This window comes from Halorubrum distributum JCM 13561, assembly GCF_000337395.1.
Taxonomy (GTDB): Archaea; Halobacteriota; Halobacteria; order Halobacteriales; family Haloferacaceae; genus Halorubrum; species Halorubrum distributum.
Genome location: NZ_AOJF01000027.1, coordinates 43,318 through 60,424, shown reverse-complemented (window position 1 = coordinate 60,424; position 17,107 = coordinate 43,318). Strand labels below are relative to the sequence as shown.

18 protein-coding genes and 1 tRNA gene are annotated in these 17,107 nt (G+C 70.9%); 14 read left to right on the top strand and 5 right to left on the bottom strand.

Going from position 1 to position 17,107, the window contains the following annotated elements:
• From C470_RS04250 to C470_RS04240, 3 genes are all read left to right on the top strand, one after another.
• Positions 1–829 (top strand): type II secretion system F family protein (locus tag C470_RS04250; RefSeq protein ID WP_008365510.1); only part of this gene is annotated, 829 nt, incomplete at its 5' end.
• A gap of 41 nt (positions 830–870) precedes the next feature.
• Positions 871–1,521: a class I SAM-dependent methyltransferase gene (locus C470_RS04245; RefSeq protein WP_008365508.1), complete on the top strand. Its 651-nt coding sequence runs from the start codon at positions 871–873 to the stop codon at positions 1,519–1,521.
• 60 nt (positions 1,522–1,581) lie between these two features.
• A complete protein-coding gene (locus C470_RS04240) occupies positions 1,582–4,020 on the top strand; it encodes a methyl-accepting chemotaxis protein (RefSeq protein WP_008365506.1) in 2,439 nt (812 codons plus the stop codon).
• 101 nt (positions 4,021–4,121) lie between these two features.
• Here the strand turns inward: C470_RS04240 and C470_RS04235 are convergent, their stop codons facing one another.
• The gene (locus C470_RS04235; RefSeq protein WP_049897570.1) at positions 4,122–4,406 is read right to left on the bottom strand and encodes a hypothetical protein; all 285 of its coding nucleotides are present in this window, start codon (positions 4,404–4,406) and stop codon (positions 4,122–4,124) included.
• A gap of 13 nt (positions 4,407–4,419) precedes the next feature.
• Entirely contained in the window at positions 4,420–4,944 is a 525-nt protein-coding gene (locus C470_RS04230; protein WP_004598251.1) for a DoxX family protein, read from the bottom strand.
• A 227-nt stretch (positions 4,945–5,171) separates the two neighbouring features.
• Between C470_RS04230 and C470_RS04225 the strand changes: the two genes are divergently transcribed.
• Positions 5,172–5,242, top strand: a tRNA-Gly gene (locus C470_RS04225).
• 227 nt (positions 5,243–5,469) lie between these two features.
• Here the strand turns inward: C470_RS04225 and C470_RS04220 are convergent.
• On the bottom strand, positions 5,470–6,546 hold the full coding sequence (locus C470_RS04220; protein ID WP_008365504.1) for an NAD(P)/FAD-dependent oxidoreductase: 1,077 nt from the start codon (positions 6,544–6,546) through the stop codon (positions 5,470–5,472).
• Between the two features lie 165 nt (positions 6,547–6,711).
• Here C470_RS04220 and C470_RS04215 point away from each other — a divergent pair, with 165 nt between their 5' ends.
• Positions 6,712–7,029, top strand: coding sequence for a hypothetical protein (locus tag C470_RS04215; protein WP_007346235.1), 318 nt, complete (start codon positions 6,712–6,714; stop codon positions 7,027–7,029).
• A gap of 100 nt (positions 7,030–7,129) precedes the next feature.
• Positions 7,130–9,346: a prolyl oligopeptidase family serine peptidase gene (locus C470_RS04210; protein ID WP_008365501.1), complete on the top strand. Its 2,217-nt coding sequence runs from the start codon at positions 7,130–7,132 to the stop codon at positions 9,344–9,346.
• A gap of 1 nt (position 9,347) precedes the next feature.
• On the opposite strand, the gene C470_RS04205 is transcribed toward C470_RS04210, so the two are convergent.
• Together C470_RS04205 and msrA are read right to left on the bottom strand one after the other, a co-directional pair.
• Positions 9,348–10,028 (bottom strand): metallophosphoesterase family protein, encoded by a 681-nt coding sequence (locus tag C470_RS04205; RefSeq protein WP_008365498.1) that lies wholly within the window; start codon positions 10,026–10,028, stop codon positions 9,348–9,350.
• A 430-nt stretch (positions 10,029–10,458) separates the two neighbouring features.
• Complete coding sequence (gene msrA, locus C470_RS04200) at positions 10,459–10,998, bottom strand: peptide-methionine (S)-S-oxide reductase MsrA (RefSeq protein WP_007346238.1); 540 nt, start codon at positions 10,996–10,998, stop codon at positions 10,459–10,461.
• A gap of 539 nt (positions 10,999–11,537) precedes the next feature.
• Here msrA and ribH point away from each other — a divergent pair.
• The 8 genes from ribH to C470_RS04160 all read left to right on the top strand — a co-directional run bounded on the left by ribH (position 11,538) and on the right by C470_RS04160 (position 17,073).
• Positions 11,538–11,942, top strand: coding sequence for a 6,7-dimethyl-8-ribityllumazine synthase (ribH, locus tag C470_RS04195; RefSeq protein WP_007346239.1), 405 nt, complete (start codon positions 11,538–11,540; stop codon positions 11,940–11,942).
• 27 nt (positions 11,943–11,969) lie between these two features.
• The gene (locus C470_RS04190; RefSeq protein WP_007346240.1) at positions 11,970–13,124 is read left to right on the top strand and encodes a pyridoxal phosphate-dependent aminotransferase; all 1,155 of its coding nucleotides are present in this window, start codon (positions 11,970–11,972) and stop codon (positions 13,122–13,124) included.
• A 102-nt stretch (positions 13,125–13,226) separates the two neighbouring features.
• Complete coding sequence (locus tag C470_RS04185) at positions 13,227–13,751, top strand: universal stress protein (protein WP_008365495.1); 525 nt, start codon at positions 13,227–13,229, stop codon at positions 13,749–13,751.
• Between the two features lie 149 nt (positions 13,752–13,900).
• Positions 13,901–14,329, top strand: a complete 429-nt coding sequence (locus C470_RS04180; protein ID WP_004598242.1) for a DUF5788 family protein — start codon at positions 13,901–13,903, stop codon at positions 14,327–14,329.
• 103 nt (positions 14,330–14,432) lie between these two features.
• Entirely contained in the window at positions 14,433–14,735 is a 303-nt protein-coding gene (gene gatC / locus C470_RS04175; protein WP_004598241.1) for an Asp-tRNA(Asn)/Glu-tRNA(Gln) amidotransferase subunit GatC, read from the top strand.
• A complete protein-coding gene (gatA, locus tag C470_RS04170; RefSeq protein ID WP_004598240.1) occupies positions 14,736–16,040 on the top strand; it encodes an Asp-tRNA(Asn)/Glu-tRNA(Gln) amidotransferase subunit GatA in 1,305 nt (434 codons plus the stop codon).
• Positions 16,037–16,543, top strand: a complete 507-nt coding sequence (locus C470_RS04165; RefSeq protein ID WP_007346244.1) for a DUF5797 family protein — start codon at positions 16,037–16,039, stop codon at positions 16,541–16,543. Before gatA ends, C470_RS04165 begins: the two co-directional genes overlap by 4 nt.
• 83 nt (positions 16,544–16,626) lie before the next feature.
• On the top strand, positions 16,627–17,073 hold the full coding sequence (locus tag C470_RS04160) for an SHOCT domain-containing protein (RefSeq protein WP_007346245.1): 447 nt from the start codon (positions 16,627–16,629) through the stop codon (positions 17,071–17,073).
• Positions 17,074–17,107 lie beyond the last annotated feature (34 nt).

Genomic DNA, 17,107 nt, shown 5'->3' with positions numbered 1-17,107 from the left:
AGAGATGTGTATAAGAGACAGCGGGACGCCCGTGGAGATGGTCGGCCAGGTCGACGGGCCGATCGTCGCCGCGACGGCGTTCGTCCTCGCGGCGTACGCGGTCGCCTACGAGTTCGGCAAGCGTCGGGTCCGACGCATCGAGTCCGCGGTGCCCGACTTCCTCGACCGGCTCGCCAGCGTCAACGAGGCGGGCACCGCCGTGGTCGGCAGCGTCCGTCGCGTCGCCGACTCGAACCTGGAGGCGCTGACCGAGGACCTCCGCCGGACCCGCCGCGACATCGACTGGGGCGCGGACGTCTCGACGGCGCTACGCCGGCTGGAGCGCCGCGTCCGGTCGCCGATGACCTCCCGCGCGGTCGCGCTCGTCACCAACGCGATCCGGGCGAGCGGCGACGTCGGGCCGGTCCTCCGGATCGCCGCGGACGAGTCCCGGGCGACGTGGTCGCTCCGGCGCGAGCGCCGGCAGGTGATGTTGACCTACCTCATCGTCATCTACATCTCCTTCCTCGTCTTCCTCGGGATCATCGCGGCGCTGTCGGTGTCGTTCATCCCCGCCATCGAGGCGGCCGGCGTCCCGGGGACGGGCGGGAGCCTCCCGGACGCGGGGACCGGCGTGCCCGACGGGCCGGGGGGGATCGCGGACGGGATCGGCGACATCGAGGTCGACGCCTACGAGCAGCTGTTCTTCCACGCCGCGTCGATCCAGGCGGTCTGCTCCGGCCTCGTCGCCGGACAGCTCGGAGAGGGGTCGGTGCGCGACGGCGTGAAACACGTCGTGGTGCTGCTCGCGCTCACGCTCGTCGCGTTCGTCGCGATCGGCGTGGTGTGACGGTCCGGTCGGCATTTATCCGCCGGGGCCGAGGCTCCGATATGGACCCGCAGTCGACCGGCGATCCGCAGTCGACGTACGACCGCATCGCGGCGCACTTCTCGAAGACGCGGGAGTACGCGTGGCCCGAGGTCGAGTCGTTCCTGGAGGGGCGGTCGGGGACCGTCGCGCTCGACGTCGGCTGCGGAAACGGCCGGCACACGGAGGCGCTCGCGGCGCGCGCCGAGGTCGCGGTCGGCGTCGACCTCAGCCGCGGCCTGCTCGACGAGGCGGTCGCGCGCGCTCGCGACCGGGGATTCGCGGACGCGGCGGCGTTCGTCCACGGGGACGCGGGCGCGCTACCGGTGCGCGACGACGCGGTCGACCTCGCGGTCTACGTCGCCACGCTCCACCACCTCTCGCCCCGGGCGACCCGCGTCGAGAGCCTGAACGAACTGGCGCGCGTCCTCGCGCCCGACGGGGTCGCGCTCGTCAGCGCGTGGAGCACGGCGCACGACCGGTTCGACCGCGACGAGGGGTTCGACACGACCGTCGACTGGACGCTGCCGGGCGGCGAGACGGTCCCCCGGTACTATCATATCTACTCGCCCGCGGAGTTCGAGGCGGACCTCGCGGAAAGCGACCTCGAGCCGCGAGACGTGACGGTCTCGAGCGGGAACTGCTACGCGGAAGTGACGCCTCGAACCCGCTGATTATCACTACCGATACCGTTGGGGGTGAATTAAAGAGCCCCTGTCGAGCGCGTGATAGTAATGGCCGACACCTTCCTCGAACGGGTCCTGCGTCGGGTGACCCCCGGCGCGCTGGCTCGGAGCTACCTCGCGAAGTTCCTCGTCGCCCTCGTCGTCGTCGTCCTCGCGATCGGCGCCGTCGGGGCGGTCACGTACGCGGAGACGACCGATCAGCTCGAATCGAACGCGCAGGGCGACTACACGGCCGTCGCGGAGCTGAGCGCGACGGAGCTCGACGGCTGGGCGACCGACCGGCGCACGCTGCTCACCGACGTGGCCGACAACCACGCGTTCTCGCAGGACCCCGCCCGCGTGGAGAGCTACCTCGCCTCTCACCTCTCGCGGACCTCCGAGGCGGTCACCGCCTTCCACTTCGTCGACCGCGACGAGGGCACCGTGATGGCCACCACCGACCAAGCGGGCGGCGAGGCGGTCACCTCTCAGTCGTGGTTCGACGACGACCTGCTGTTCGCGGACGACGTGTTCACGAGTCCCACCTACACGGTCGACGGCGAGCGTCGGATCGCGTACGTCGCGTCGACCCCCCTGCGCGAGTACCTCGTGATGGAGATCTCGCTCGCCCCCGTCACCGAGGACTTCCGTCAGCCCACAGACGGCGCCTTCACGACCATCGTCCAGCCCGACGGCCGGATCGCGGCGAGCAACGCCGACTACATCTCCGGGATCCGCTACGACGGCGACGTCCGGTCGGCGATGCTCGACGACACGCGGTCGGTCGGGTTCCTCCCCTCGGCCACGTTCAGCTTCGCCGACGGCGGCGAGTACCTCGTCGCGTACGCGCCCCTAGAGAGCGAGGAGTGGTACGTCGCGGTCCACGTCCCGCTCTCGGAGGCGTACGCCCTCTCGGGGATGATCGGGCGGAACCTCCTCCTCATCGTCGGCGTCGCGATCGTCGGGCTGGGCCTGCTCGGCGCGACGCTCGGCCGCGGCACCGTCGCCGAGCTGAACCAGCTCCGGGCACGGGCGTCGGCGCTGGCGGACGGCGACCTCGACGTCGACTTCGACACCGAGCGGCGCGACGAATTCGGCGACCTCTCCGCGGCGTTCGCCACCATGCGCGACTCGCTGCGCGAGCAGATCCAGTCGGCGGAGACGCAGCGGGAGCGCGCCGAGGCGGCGAAGGCGGAGAGCGAGGCGTTCGCCGAGCGGCTGGAGTCGCGGGCGAGCGAGTTCGGCGAGACGATGGCGGTCTGCGCCGACGGCGACCTCACGGCGCGGCTCCGCGCCGACCCCGACGACCCCGAGGCGCTCCGCTCGATCGCCGCGGAGTTCAACGACGCGATGGACGAGCTGGAGGCGGCGATCGCGGCGGTCGACGCGTTCGCGGTCGAGGTGGCCGACCGGAGCGACGCGGTCACCGACGGCACGGACGAGGCCGCAGCCGCGGGCCGCGAGACGAGCGACGCGGTCGACGAGATCTCCGCCGGCGCGGAGCGGCAGAGCCGCCAGCTGGCCGAGGTCGCCGGCGAGATGGAGGACATGTCGGCGACCGTCGAGGAGGTCGCCGCCTCCGCGGACGAGGTCGCGACCACCTCCCGGCAGGCCGACGCCCTCACCGAGGAGGGCCGCGAGGCGGCCGCCGACGCCGTCGACGAGCTCCACGGGATCGAGGCGCGCTCCGAGTCCGCCGCGGAGACGATCGAGCGGCTCGAGGCCGAGATGGCGGAGGTCGACGCGATCGTCGAGACGATCTCGGAGATCGCCGACCAGACGAACCTGCTCGCGCTTAACGCCTCGATCGAGGCGGCCCGCGCCGGGGAGGCCGGCTCCGGCTTCGCGGTCGTCGCCGAGGAGGTGAAGTCGCTCGCCGAGGAGACGCAGGAGTCCGCCGCCGAGGTGGAGGCCTTGATCGAGAGCCTCCGCGAGCGCACCGACGAGAGCGTCGACGAGATGGCCGCGATCCGCGACGGGGTCGACGACGGCGTCGATGTCGTCGAGGACGCCGAGGACGCGCTCGCCGAGGTCGCCGACCGAGTGAGCGAGGCCGACGACGGCGTTCAGGAGATCTCCGGCGCGATGGACGCGCAGGCGGCGTCGGTCAACGAGGTGACCGGCGCGGTCGACGACCTCGCCGGCGTGAGCCAGCAGACGACCGCCGAGGCGACGACCGTCGCCTCCGCCGCCGAGGAGCAGGCCGCCACGCTCGGCGAGGTCTCCGAGCAGGCGCACGACCTCCACGAGCGCGCCCGCGACCTCCGTGAGATGACGGAGGAGTTCGAGGTCGACGCCGACGCCGAGGCCGGGGACGACGCTGTCGGGGGCGCGGACGGCGACTCGGTCGGCGAACCTGCCGCCGGCGGATCGGTCGAGACGGACGAGACGGCGTTCGCGTTCGGCGCGGACGAGGAGCCGTCCGACGCCGCCCCCGCCAGCACCGACGGCGGCACCGCTCACGGAACCGGAGAGTCAGGCGAGCCGCACGCCGACGACTCGGCGTAGCCGGAGACGGCTCTCAGCGAACGTCGGAACGAAGGAAAGTGGTCGTCGTCGCCCGCGGCGACGAGCACTACCGGTGGCGTCGCGGCCGGGTGCCTCGCTTCTCAGTCAGCCATCGTCTCGTGGCTGACGCCCCGGTCCTCGGGGAGCGGCGCCACGAACCGGTAGGCCGCGTACAGCCCGAGCACCACGAGGCCGGCCAGCACGAAGCCGGTCCGGATCTCCGGGCTGATCAGCGGCATCGCGGTCACCTCGCCCGCCTCGTTCGTTATCGGGGCCGGGGCGAACGGTTTGCCGGTGAACGTCTCGACTAGTCCGAGGACCACGATGCCGAACAGCATCAGTCCCGCGCTCAACGCCCGTGCCGCCTTGTCAATGGTGTCTGTCATAGTGAATCACCTCTTAACCGAGCAGGTACCGCAGCTTGGGGTTCTGCTTGACGAGCGCCGTCTGTTCGAGGAGCGCGTCGAGCCCGTAGTACCGACCGGCCGCGAGCACGATCACGGTCATGAACAGGAACAGGCCCATCAGGTCGCTGTTGACGACGCCGTGACCGAAGCCGGCGTTCCCGACCCAGAACAGGACCATGAAGATGACCCCGCCGAACGCGGCCAACCGGGTGAACGCCCCCGCGATCAGCGCGAGGCCGATGAGCGTCTCGAACAGCGGCACGCCGGGCTCGATGAGCCACGCGAGGTTGTTCCCCATCCAGACGGGGATGCCGCCCAGCGCGGTCCCGGTCATGCCCTTCATGTACGACGGCCCGTAGGTGAACGCGAACCCGTTCTCGATGATCTTGGTGACCCCGGCGTGGAAGAACCACCACCCGGTAACGACGCGCAGGAACGCGATCCAGTAGGTCGCCCAGGGGCCTTCCAGCGCGAACTCGGTCTCGCCGACCAGCGGATTGCTTGTTTGGTATGACATCGGTCTCACCTCACGGGTGTAGGTTGGGTGGGTAGACACATATGTACCGAACAGTGTTCTAACCGGCTGAAAAGCGTTCTAACGCGCTGGGAGACGCCCGCAGTATCGTGGCCCTTTAAGTGAGATATGCTCACCGGGCGGCTCGTGCCCGCCGATCTCCTGCCGGAACACGGAACGCTTATGAAAGCCGTTGTGCCTACGTGTAGGTGCGTCATCGACCGACGCGAGCGCCGGTGGTCTAGTGGTAGGACCTGAGCCTTCCAAGCTCATGGCCCGGGTTCAAATCCCGGCCGGCGCATTTCTCGAACGAAGTGAGAGAAATCGCCGAGAGGGATTTGAACCCTATCAGTCGCGCGCAGCGAGCGGTGCGAGGTGCGAGCGAAGCGAGCACCTCGATAAGCGAGCGAGCACGTGTGATTCCGGTTCAAATCCCGGCCGGCGCACTCACTTCGTTCGTGCGCCGCCCGTACTCCCGCTCGCTCGCTCACGGGAGTCCCGGCCGGCGCATCCCGCCGCACAGATTCTTCAGTCGTCGTCCGCAGCCGGGGCGTCCGCGTTCTCGGCCTCGGCAGACTCGCGCGGCCCGCCCGCGTGCCCCTCGTGGGCGACGGCGGTCGCCATGAGGTGCGGCGGGATGGCAGGCACCTCGTCGGCCTCGACGGGGCCGTTCGCCTCGATGTCCTCGGGGGAGCGCGGGAACTCGCGGAGGCTCTTGTGGATCGCGATGCCAGCCTTCGCGCCCTGTCCCATCGCGACCGGGACCTGGTTGTGGCCCGGCGTCACGTCGCCGACGGCGAAGACCCCGTCGACGCTCGTCCGACCGTGGTCGTCGACGTCGACCTCGCCGCCGTCGGTGAGGTCACAGCCGAGGCCCTCCGCGAGCGAGGTGTTGTAGTCGGAGCCGTACATGGGGAAGCCGCCGCGGTACTCGCGGCGGGTCCCGTCCTCGAACTCCATTGCCTCCAGCCACCCGGAGTCGGGGTCGTTCTCGACGCCCGTAACGTCCTCGTGGACGATCTCGACCGGGTGTGCGCGAAGTTGTTCGTCGGTCTCCTCGCTCCACGTGGGCTCCGCGCCGCGGGTGAGCAGGTCCACCTCGTCGGTCATGTTCAGCATGATCATCGCGACGTGGGCGGCGGCCTCGCCGTGTCCCATCACGTACACCGGCTCGTCGACGAACATGTACGCGTCACAGTGGAGACACCAGTGGAGTCCCTTGGCGTTCCGCGGGAGCGGCGGGTCCGGGCGCTCGTCGGAGAAGCCGGTCGCGAGAACGACGTGGTCGGCGACGATCTCGGCGTCGTTCGTCGAGAGCCGGAACCGGCCGTCGTCGGTCTCGACCGCGTCGGTGACGAAGTCCCGGACGAAGGTGCCGCCGTACGACTGAACCTGTTCGCGGCCGGTCGCGAGCAGTTCGTTGCCGGACACCTCCTCGGTGACGCCGATCACGTTGTGCGTGTCCGCCATCATCGCCGCGCGCCCGCCGCCGCGGTCGATAAGCACCGTCTCGTGGCCCAGTCGAGCCCCGTACAGGGCGGTCGTCAGCCCGGCCGGCCCGCCGCCGACCACCGCGATCTCGTACTCGTCGTCGGACGAACTCATTATCCGTGTTACGAGGTGCGCCGGTTTAAATGGCGCCGTGCTGTGCGCGGCCGGCGACCAGCCACACCGTCGGGGTACGACCCGCCTACCTCCGACCGGCGGGCGTCGCCGCGATCCGACCGCATGCCCGGAGATTTATGCGTCCGTACCGCGTTCGCCCGGTCAGTGCCTTCCCGTCTCGCCCTCGCCGTCGGCCTCCTGCTCGTCGGCATCGCCGCCGACGTGGGAACGACGTACGTCGCCCTCACCGGGAGCGAGTACGTCGAGGGGTCGCCCGTCGGTCGCCTGTTCATCTCGCGGTTCGGGCTCCTCGGCGGGATGCTCCTCACGAAGGTCGTCGGCATGGCCGTCATCGGAGTCCCGGTCGCGCTCGCCGGCGGCACGCGGCGGTTCGTCGCGACCCTGATGTGCGCCGGGGTCGGCGCCCTCTCGCTGGCGGTCGCCGCGCGGAACCTCCTGTTCGTCGCCGGCATGTGGCCCTGACGGCCGCGTCGTCGTCGCCCGCAGTCCGCGGGTCGCCCTGAGCGGCGGCCTCGGCCGCCGCGACCCCAGCCGTTTTGCGTCGCCGGCGACAGGCGAACGTATGTCACGCCAGTCCGCTCCGGCCCCGTCCCCGCCGGAGACCAAGCGGGAGGTCGTCACGGAGACGCTCCACGGGATCGACGTCGACGACCCGTACCGGTGGCTCGAAGGCGACGACGAGGCGGTCCGCGAGTGGGTCGACGCGCAGAACGCCCACGTCGACGCAGCGCTCGACGACGACCTGCGCGACCGGCTCCGCCCGCGCTTCGAGGACCTCGTCGAGGTGGCCGACTACGGCCCGATCGCCGTCCGCGAGGAGCGGTATTTCGCGACGGTCCGCGAGCCGGGCGCCGACCACGCTCGCCTCGTCGCCCGCGGCGCCCCGGACGGCGCGGACCGCGTCCTCGTCGACCCGAACGCGTGGGCGGCGAACCGCGACGACGACCGCCCGCCCAGGTCGATGGCGTGGTACGTCCCCTCGCACGACGGCGAGCGCGTCGCGGTCGGCGTCACCGAGGGCGGCGACGAGAACTACGACGTGCGGGTGCTGTCGGTTCCCGACCCGAGCGAGGGGCACTCGGGCTCCGAGACGGGCGAGTCCGACTCCGACGCGGCCGAGGGCTACGGCCTCGGCGTCGAGGAGGTCGCGGTCCTCCCCGAGCGCGGTCGGGTCAACGCCGGGAGCCTCGCGTGGGAGGCGGACGGCGAGGGGTTCGTCTACGTCGCCACCGGCGGCGCGGCCGACGGCGCGCAGATGGACAAGGAGATCCGTCGGTTCCGGCTCGCTGACGGGGCTGACGAGGAGGATGTTCTGTTGGAACACGACGATCAGCACGTCTGGCCGCGGGTGACGGTCGACCCGGACTCCGGCCTGCTCGCGGTCGCCTTCTCCGAGATGGTGGGCGGCACCGAGTGGTACGTCCACGTCGACGGCGAGCTCCGACCGATCCTGACCGACACCGACGCCGAAACGTCGGTCCAGTTCCACGGCGGGACGGCGTTCGTCTCGACCGACCACGGGGCGCCCCGGCGGCGGCTGCTCGCCTGCTCCGTCGACCGCTTCCGCGAGGGCGACCTCTCGTTCGAGGAGTGCCGCGAGGTGCTCCCCGGCGGGGAGGGGATCATCCAGTCCGTGGTGCCGACCCCGGAGCGCCTCCTCGTCCACCGTCAGCGGGACGCCCACTCCCGGCTCTCGGTCCACGACCGCGACGGGACGCACCTGCGCGACGTGTCGCTACCGTCGTACTGCTCCGTCACGTGGGTCTCCGGGAACCGCGACGCGACCGAGGCGTTCTTCGGCCTCACCGGGTTCGACCGCCCGCCGGCGGTCCGCGGGCTCGACCTCGACGACGGATCGGGAGTCGGAGGGGACGAGTCGGACGGCGCGCCGGGACTCGCGTCGACGGAGCTCGATTCGACGGAGATCGACTCCGTCGACCTCCCGGTCCCAGACGACCTCGTCGTCGAACAGCGGTTCGTCGACTCGACGGACGGCGCCGAGGTCCCGGTCTTCGTCTGCTACCGCGAGGACGTGGAGGTCGACGGGGCGCGCCCGACGCTTTTGTACGGCTACGGCGGATTCCGGAACAGCGTCACGCCCTCGTTCGGGCGGTTCCGCCTCCCGTTCCTCGCGGACGGCGGCGCGTTCGCCGCGGTGTGCGCCCGCGGCGGGTACGAGTACGGCGAGCCGTGGCACGAGGCCGGGATGCTGGCCGACAAGCAGCACACGTTCGACGACTTCGTCGCGGCCGGGGAGGCGCTCTGCGGGTCGGGACTCACCGACGCGGACCACCTCGCGGTCGCCGGCGGGTCGAACGGCGGGCTCTCGGTCGGCGCGGTCGTCACGCAGCGCCCGGACCTGTGGGCGGCCGCGCAGTGCGCGGTCCCCCTCTTGGACATGCTCCGGTTCCACCGCTTCCTGCTCGGCGAGTCGTGGACGACGGAGTACGGCCACCCGGAAGACCCGGAGGCGTTCGAGTACCTCCGCGAATACTCGCCGTACCACAACGTCGACCCCGAGGCGACGCACCCGCCCGTCTACTTCACCACGGCCGCGAGCGACACGCGCGTCCATCCCTCGCACGCCCGGAAGATGACCGCGCGGCTCCAGAACGAGGCCGCTGGCGGTCCGTTCCTGTTGCGGACCAAAGGCGAGACCGGCCACGGCGTAGGCAAGCCCGCGTCGATGATCGTCGACGAGCAGACGGACTCGTGGGCGTTCCTCTACGAGCAGTTGGGTGTAGAAGTCGGCGGCGACGCCGACCGCGACGACGCCTGATCTACTTGCCTTCGTAGAGTCGCTCCGCGGTCGTCTCGGGGAGATCGGCGTCGCGGACGGCCTCCGCGACGCGGTCGACGTCGTACGCCACGCGGTGCGTCTCGACCGCGTCGGTCCCGTCGGCCGTGGTGTCGAGGACGGCGTAGCCCGCCCGCGGGTCGCCGTCGCGCGGCTGGCCGACGCTGCCCGGATTGAGCACGAACCCGCCGGCCACGGCGCGGCAGCCCTGGACGTGGGTGTGGCCGAGGACGATGCCGTCGTACTCGCCCATGTGGCGGTCGAGGTTGGGGAACTCCTCCGGGTAGACGTAGGCGTCCTCGCGCTCGGCCGCGGGGTGCGAGTGCACGAGCAGGTACCGGTCACCCCCGAACGTCTCCGCGCGCGGGAGGGCGCCGATCCACTCGCGCTGCTCGTCGGAGAGGGACGCCTTCGCGTGTTCGAGACCGGCCTCGGCCATCCGGTTGGCGGCGTAGCGCTCCGGGGTCTCGACGGTGCGGTCGTGGTTCCCGCGCACCGTCGCGGCCGCGACCTCGCGCACGCGCTCGACGCACTCGGCGGGCCAGGGGTTGTAGCCGACCACGTCGCCGGCGCAGTAGATCCGGTCGACGGCGGGCATGTCGTCGAGCACGGTCTCCAGCGCGGGGAGGTTCGCGTGAACGTCCGAGATGAGGCCGATCTTCATCGAGATGTGGTTCGATCGGCGGGATGGAATAGGTTGTGGCGAGAGGGTTCGTCGGACGGTTAGCGTCCCCGTGCCGTTTCGAGAGGATTTAAATATGGATGCTGGCGCGTGCCTCCGAGTGGCCGCCGAAGGCGGCCGCGAGGAGCACGCGCGAGGGAGTCAGTCGCCGGAGCGAAGCGGAGGCGACTGACGAGGCTGGGGAGGTGAGAGGTGCGGTGCTGTGCGGTGCGGGGTGGGACTCGAAGGGGCAGTTGCGAGGACGACGGCGCGCGACGTAAGCACCGCAGTGAGTGAGCGGAGCGAACGAACGAGGAGCGCAGCGAGCGCACCGAGTCCTCGCGACTGGGGCTTCGGAGGTGTTCGCCACCGATCCGCGACTAACCGCTTATAAACGAGCGACTGGGTCCTCGACGGTATTCCGTGCCGATCCCTACGCCTTGACCTTCTCGCGGAAGCGCTCGCGGACCTTCTCCACCTTCGGCTGCGCGTGCATCGTACAGTAGGCGTCGGCCGGGTTCTTCTCGAAGTAGTCCTGGTGTTTCTCCTCGGCGCGGTAGAACGTCTCCAGCGGCTCGACCTCGGTGACGACCTCGTCGTCGTAGCCGCCCTCCTCGTCGAGCGCCTCGACGTATCGCTCGGCGACGTCGCGTTGCTCGTCGTCGTGGTACAGCACGATCGACCGGTACTGGCTGCCGACGTCCGGGCCCTGTCGGTTCAGCTGGGTCGGGTCGTGGACGGTGAAGAAAATCTCCAGGATGTCCTCATACGAGAGGGCGTCGGGGTCGTACTCGACCTGAACGACCTCCGCGTGACCGGTGGTGCCGGTACACACCTCGCGGTAGGTGGGGTCGTCGGCGTGGCCGCCGGCGTAGCCGGAGGTAACGCTCTCGACGCCGTCGAGCTCCTTGAACGCCGCCTCGACGCACCAGAAACAGCCGCCGCCGACCGTCGCGGTCTCGGTGTTCGTCATAGAGACGTGTAGGCCCCGCAGACGTATTAATCACGCGTGGCCGGAAACGCGAGCGTCGGTGGTTTTTAAATAGCGAGCCGGTCTGAGTCAGCGGTGAACAATCACAAAGCCCCAGCCGCTCGTTTATAAGTACTCGACGACAGATCGGCGGTGAACAACCACAAAGCCCCAGCCGGGAGGCGGGCGCACGCTCGCTGCGCGCTTCGGTCGTTCGCTTCGCTCACTCCCTCCAGTGCTTGCGTCGCCTGCGCCCGCCTCCCGGCTGCCCCTTTGAGTCCCGCCCCGCACAGCACCGCAACCGCGCCTCACACCTCCCCAGCCTCGCGGCTCACGGCTCGCGGCTTCGCCGCTCGCGTTCGCCGCGTCCCTCGCGTGCTGCTGACTCGCGGCCGCCAAGGGCGGCCGCTCGCAGGCACGCGCCACCGCGGATCCATTTATAAACGATCGTCCGCCCGTTTGCGCCCTGTTCCCGAACGCGTTCGCCCGGCAACCCTGCGGTCGAACGGTAGACCTTTGCCGTCGCCCGCTCCAGTTCAGGTATGGTCTCGCTGGGACTGGTGGTGGCGCGGTTCAACGACGCCGTCACGGAGCCGATGGCCGAGGCCGCCCGGGAGGCGGCCGCCGACCGCGACGCCGTCGTCGTCGACGAACTGAGCGTGCCGGGCGCGTACGACAGCCCCCTGGCCGCGGACCGGCTCGCGCGGCGCGAGGACGTCGACGCCGTCGCGGTCGTCGGCGCCATCGTCACCGGCGACACCGACCACGACCGCGTCATCGCGAACGCGACCGCCGAGAAGCTCACGCAGGTGAGCCTCGACCGGGACACGCCGGTCACCTTCGGCGTGAGCGGCCCCGGGATGTCCGGCGCTGAGGCGCGCGAGCGGATCGACAAGGGGGCGGACGCGGCCGCGGCCGCGATCGACCTCGCGGAGGCGCTCGACTGACCGAGACACGACGACTACACACGACACATGAGCGACGCATACGACTTCTCGGAGCGGATCGGACGCGTAGAGCCCAGCGCGACGCTGGCGATATCGAACCTCGCGGCGGAGAAGGAGGCGGAGGGCGCCGACATCGTCGACCTCTCGGTCGGCGAGCCCGACTTCGACACGCCGGCGAACGTCGTCGAGGCCGGCAAGGACGCGCTCGACGCCGGCCACACCGGCTACACCTCCTCGAACGGCGTCCCCGAACTCAAGGAGGCGATCGCGGCGAAGCTCCGCGGGAACGGCGTCGACGCCGACGCCGACGAGGTGATCGTCACCCCCGGCGGCAAGCAGGCCCTCTACGAGACGTTCCAGACGCTGATCGACGAGGGCGACGAGGTCGTCCTCCTCGATCCGGCGTGGGTCTCCTACGAGGCGATGGCGAAGCTCGCGGGCGGCGACCTCTCGCGGGTCGACCTCGCGCCGCACGGCTTCCAGCTGGAGCCCGCGCTCGACGAGCTCGCGGCGACGGTCTCCGACGACACCGAGCTGCTCGTCGTCAACACCCCGTCGAACCCGACGGGCGCGGTGTTCTCCGAGGCCGCGCTGGAGGGCGTCCGCGACCTCGCCGTCGAACACGACGTGGCGGTCATCTCCGACGAGATCTACGAGCGCATCACGTACGGCGTCGAGCCGACCTCGCTCGCGAGCCTCGACGGGATGGCCGACCGCACGGTGACGGTCAACGGCTTCTCGAAGGCGTACTCGATGACCGGCTGGCGGCTCGGCTACCTCCACGCCACCGACGAGTTCGTCGGCGAGGCGGGGAAGCTCCACTCGCACTCCGTCTCCTGCGCCACCAACTTCGTCCAGCGCGCGGGGATCGAGGCGCTCGAGAACACCGAGGAGTCGGTCGAGGAGATGCGCGACGCGTTCGAGTCCCGCCGCGACCTGCTCGTCGACCTGTTCGACGAACACGGCGTCGACGTGGACGTCGGCGACGGCGCCTTCTACATGATGATCCCGGTGGACGACGACGACCAGGCGTGGTGCGAGCGCGCCATCGAAGAGGCGTCGGTCGCCTGCGTCCCCGGCAGCGCGTTCAACGCAGACGGCTTCGCGCGGATCTCCTACGCCGCGAGCGAGGAGCGCCTGCGCGAGGCGGTCGACCGGCTCGTCGCGAACGACCTGTTGTAGCTCGTCGCGCCGACCGCGCGGCCCCGAACCCGACGATTCCGCCGGGTTCGCTCGGCCGCCAACGTTTTTTGTCAGCTCGGATAAGTCCGGACGGACCACACTATGTACCAGACAATCCTCTACCCGACTGACGGGAGCGAGGGATCGGCGGCCGTCGCCGACCACGTCCGGGAGCTCGCGGCCGCGTTCGACGCGACCGTTCACGTCCTCCACGTGGTCGACGCGCGAAGCGCAAACTACGGGCTGAGCGGCGCCTTCCTGACGAAGGAGGGATCGGGCGTGCGGGCCGACCCGGCGCCCGACGACGGCAGCGGCATGGTCGGTGAGGGAACGGAGGCGGAGGCGACGCGGTCGGCGCTCGTCGAGCGCGGCGAGGAGATCGTCGAGGCCGCGGCCGCGGCGCTCCGCGACGCCGAGGCGCCGCCGGAGACGCTCACCGCCGTCGAAACGGGCACGCCGCACTCGGCGATCTTGGAGTACGCCGACGAGAACGACGTCGACCTCGTGGTGATGGGGACCCACGGCCGGACCGGCGTCGAGCGGTACCTGCTCGGCAGCGTCGCGGAGAAGGTGGTGCGGCTGTCGGACGCCCCGGTGACGACGGTGCGGGCGGACGACGGCGAGTGACGACGGTGCGGGCAGACGACGACGAGTAACGACGGCGCGGGCGGACGACGGCGAGTAACGACGGCGGTCAGGGTCGGCTTCGAGGCTCGGTCCGACGGTCCGGGCCCGCCGGCCAACGGTTTTTCTGGCTCCGTCGACCACGGTCGCTCATGAGCGACTCGGAGCGAACGGCGATCGGCGACGACGTTCGTGAGGCCCTCCTCGACCGCGTGACCAGTCAGAGCGCCACGGTCGGCGCGAGTGTCCCCGACGAGGTCGAGGTCGACGGGACCGCGCTCGACCTCTCCGCGTTCATCGTCGAGAGCCGGAAGGTCGACGCCGTCCCGCCCGCGCTCGACCGGAAGGTGACGGCCGCGCGCGACGCCCTCCGCGCGGAGCGGGAGCGGCGGCTCGACCGGTTGGAGACGGAGCCGCTCGACCGGGAGACCGCGGAGACGATCGCCGAGGAGGTCATCGGTATCGACCGCGCGCTGAACGCCTTGGAGGGGATCCGCCGCCCGGGGTTCGCCGACGAACACCACGCCGACACGCTGGCGGGCCACGAGCGCTGGCTCGCCTTCGTCGATCAGGTGCGGTGAGCCGTCGCCGGGCCGACGCCGCTCCTCCGCCGGGACGCCGCCGGTCCCTCGTCGCCGACCCCTTCCGAAACCCTTACTCGCCGCCCGCGTGGTACGTTCGGGTATGAGCGACACCGCAGCGTCGGACGACGGCGAGGCCGCCGTCGACGCCGAGGAGGTCAGACACGTCGCCGACCTGGCGCGGGTGCGGCTCGCCGACGACGAGGTCGACGAGTTCGCGGCGCAGTTCGGCGACATCCTGGAGTACTTCGCCGCGCTCGACGAGGTCCCCGAGACCGAGCGCGAGGAGGAGCTCGTCAACGTGATGCGCCCCGACGAGATCGAAGAGGGACTCTCCCAGGAGGAGGCGCTCGCGAACGCCGAGGAGACGGAAGACGGCTTCTTCGTCGGGCCGAAGGTGTCGTAGATGGCGGCCGACCTCAACGCCTTCGTCACGGAGGAGACGATCGAGGGCGACGCGGACGCCGAGGGCCCGCTCGCGGGGCGAACGGTGGCGGTCAAGGACAACATCTCCACCGCGGGGATCCGGACGACCTGCGGCTCAGAGATGCTGGCGGACTACGTCCCGCCGTACTCCGCGACCGTGGTCGACCGCCTGACCGAGGCGGGCGCGACGGTCGTCGGCAAGACGAACATGGACGAGTTCGGGATGGGGACGACGACGGAGACCTCCGCGTTCGGCCCCACCCGGAACCCGGTCGACACCGACCGCGTGCCCGGCGGCTCCTCCGGGGGCTCCGCGGCCGCCGTCGCGGCCGGCGAGGCCGACGTGGCGCTCGGCTCCGACACGGGCGGCTCGGTGCGGTGTCCGGCCGCGTTCTGCGGCGTCGTCGGCATCAAGCCCACCTACGGGCTCGTCTCCCGCTACGGGCTCATCGCGTACGCGAACTCCCTCGAACAGATCGGGCCGATCGCGGGCACCGTCGAGGAGGCTGCGGCCGCGCTCGACGTCATCGCCGGCGACGACCCGAACGACGGGACGACGCGCGACCTCGCCGACGTCGAGGGCGCCGATCCCGACGCGAGCTACGCCGCGGCCGCCGACGGCGACGTGGAGGGGCTGACGGTCGGGGTGCCCACCGAACTGTTCGAGGGCGCCGACGAGCGCGTCGTCGAGACGGTCGAGGCCGCGCTCGACGACCTCGAAGCGCAGGGCGCGGAGACGACCGAGATCTCGCTCCCGTCCGTCGAGCACGCGGTCCAGGCCTACTACGTGATCGCGATGGCGGAGGCCTCCTCGAACCTCGCGCGCTTCGACGGCGTGCGGTACGGGAACCGCGCCGAGTCGGACGGCAACTGGAACGAGTCGTTCGCGGAGACGCGCGAGGAGGGGTTCGGCGCGGAGGTCAAACGGCGGATCCTGCTCGGCACGTACGCGCTCTCGGCCGGCTACCACGACAAGTACTACGAGAAGGCCCAGGACGCCCGGGCGTGGGTCCGGCGGGACTTCGAGGACGCGTTCGCCGACGTCGACGTGATCGCCTCGCCGACGATGCCCGTCCTCCCCTTCGAGCTCGGCGAGAGCCTCGACGACCCGCTGCGGATGTACCTCGCGGACGCGAACACGACCCCCGTCAACCTCGCGAACCTGCCCGCGATCTCGGTGCCCGCCGGCGAGGCCGACGGGCTCCCCGTCGGGCTCCAGCTCGTCGGGCCGAAGTTCGGCGAGGAGACGATCGTTCGCGCCGCGAGCGCGGTCGAGGAGCGATGAGCCTCACGGACGAGGAACGCGGGCGGCTCGCGGACGTGGTCCGCCTCCAGCCGACGAAGAACGGCGAGCTGCAAGACGCCTGGGAGATGGAGAGCGGCAGCGACGTCCACGGCTACCTGGAGAACCACCTGAAGGAGTACTACTACCGCGACGACGACAGCCTGATCCGGACGACCGCCGAGGCGAACGACCTCGTCGACGTCGAGCCCGGCGTCGAACCCGACGCGGTCGCGAAGGGCGGCGTCCCCGAGACGGTCCGCGTTCCGGAACTGGAGTCGCGGGTCGTGGACGTGCTCGCCGGGCCGGACGAGCGCTCGCAGTCGGTCGTCAGTGTGCTCAACGCCCTCCGCGAGGCGTACGACGCCGACCCCGAGGTGGACGCGGTGCGGCGGGCGCTCCGGAGCCTCGAACGCAAGAACGTCGTCGAGGTCGTCTACCGCACCGTGCCGACGTTCCGGCTCGCGGTCGCCCGCGACGAGATCACGGTCGAGATCGAGGAGTAGGCGGCCGCGACGCGGCCGACCCCAGACCGGGGCGCGCTCAATCGCCGATACGACTTTGTACCGCGACTGACACCCTGCTACCGATGGCCGACGACGAGACCCTCCGCGAGCGGTTCCGCCGCAACGCCAGCGGCATCGCCGCTACGACGGTGACCGGGACGTGGCTCGCCGCCCTCCTGCTCAACTTCGACTGGTGGCTCGGGTTCATGCTGTTCGGGTACATCGTGATCGTTCCCGTCGTCTCGATGCTGTTTGACGAGGAGGAGGCGGAGTCCGTCCACGTCGAGTCCGACTCCGGCTCGGTCCGCGTCGAGCGCGGGACGGCGGCGGAGCGCGAGGAGGCGACCGGCGACACGGCGGACGCCTTGGAGCGGCTGCGGACCAGATACGCGAACGGCGACCTCACCGACGAGCAGTTCGAGCGGAAGCTCGACCGCCTGCTGGAGACCGAGACGCCGGAGGACGCCGCCGAGTGGGCCCAGCGCAACCGCACCGCCGCTCGGGAGCGCGAGGCGGAGCACGAGCGGTAACGCGAGTGGTTGAATCGGGGGCGGCTCCCGGCGG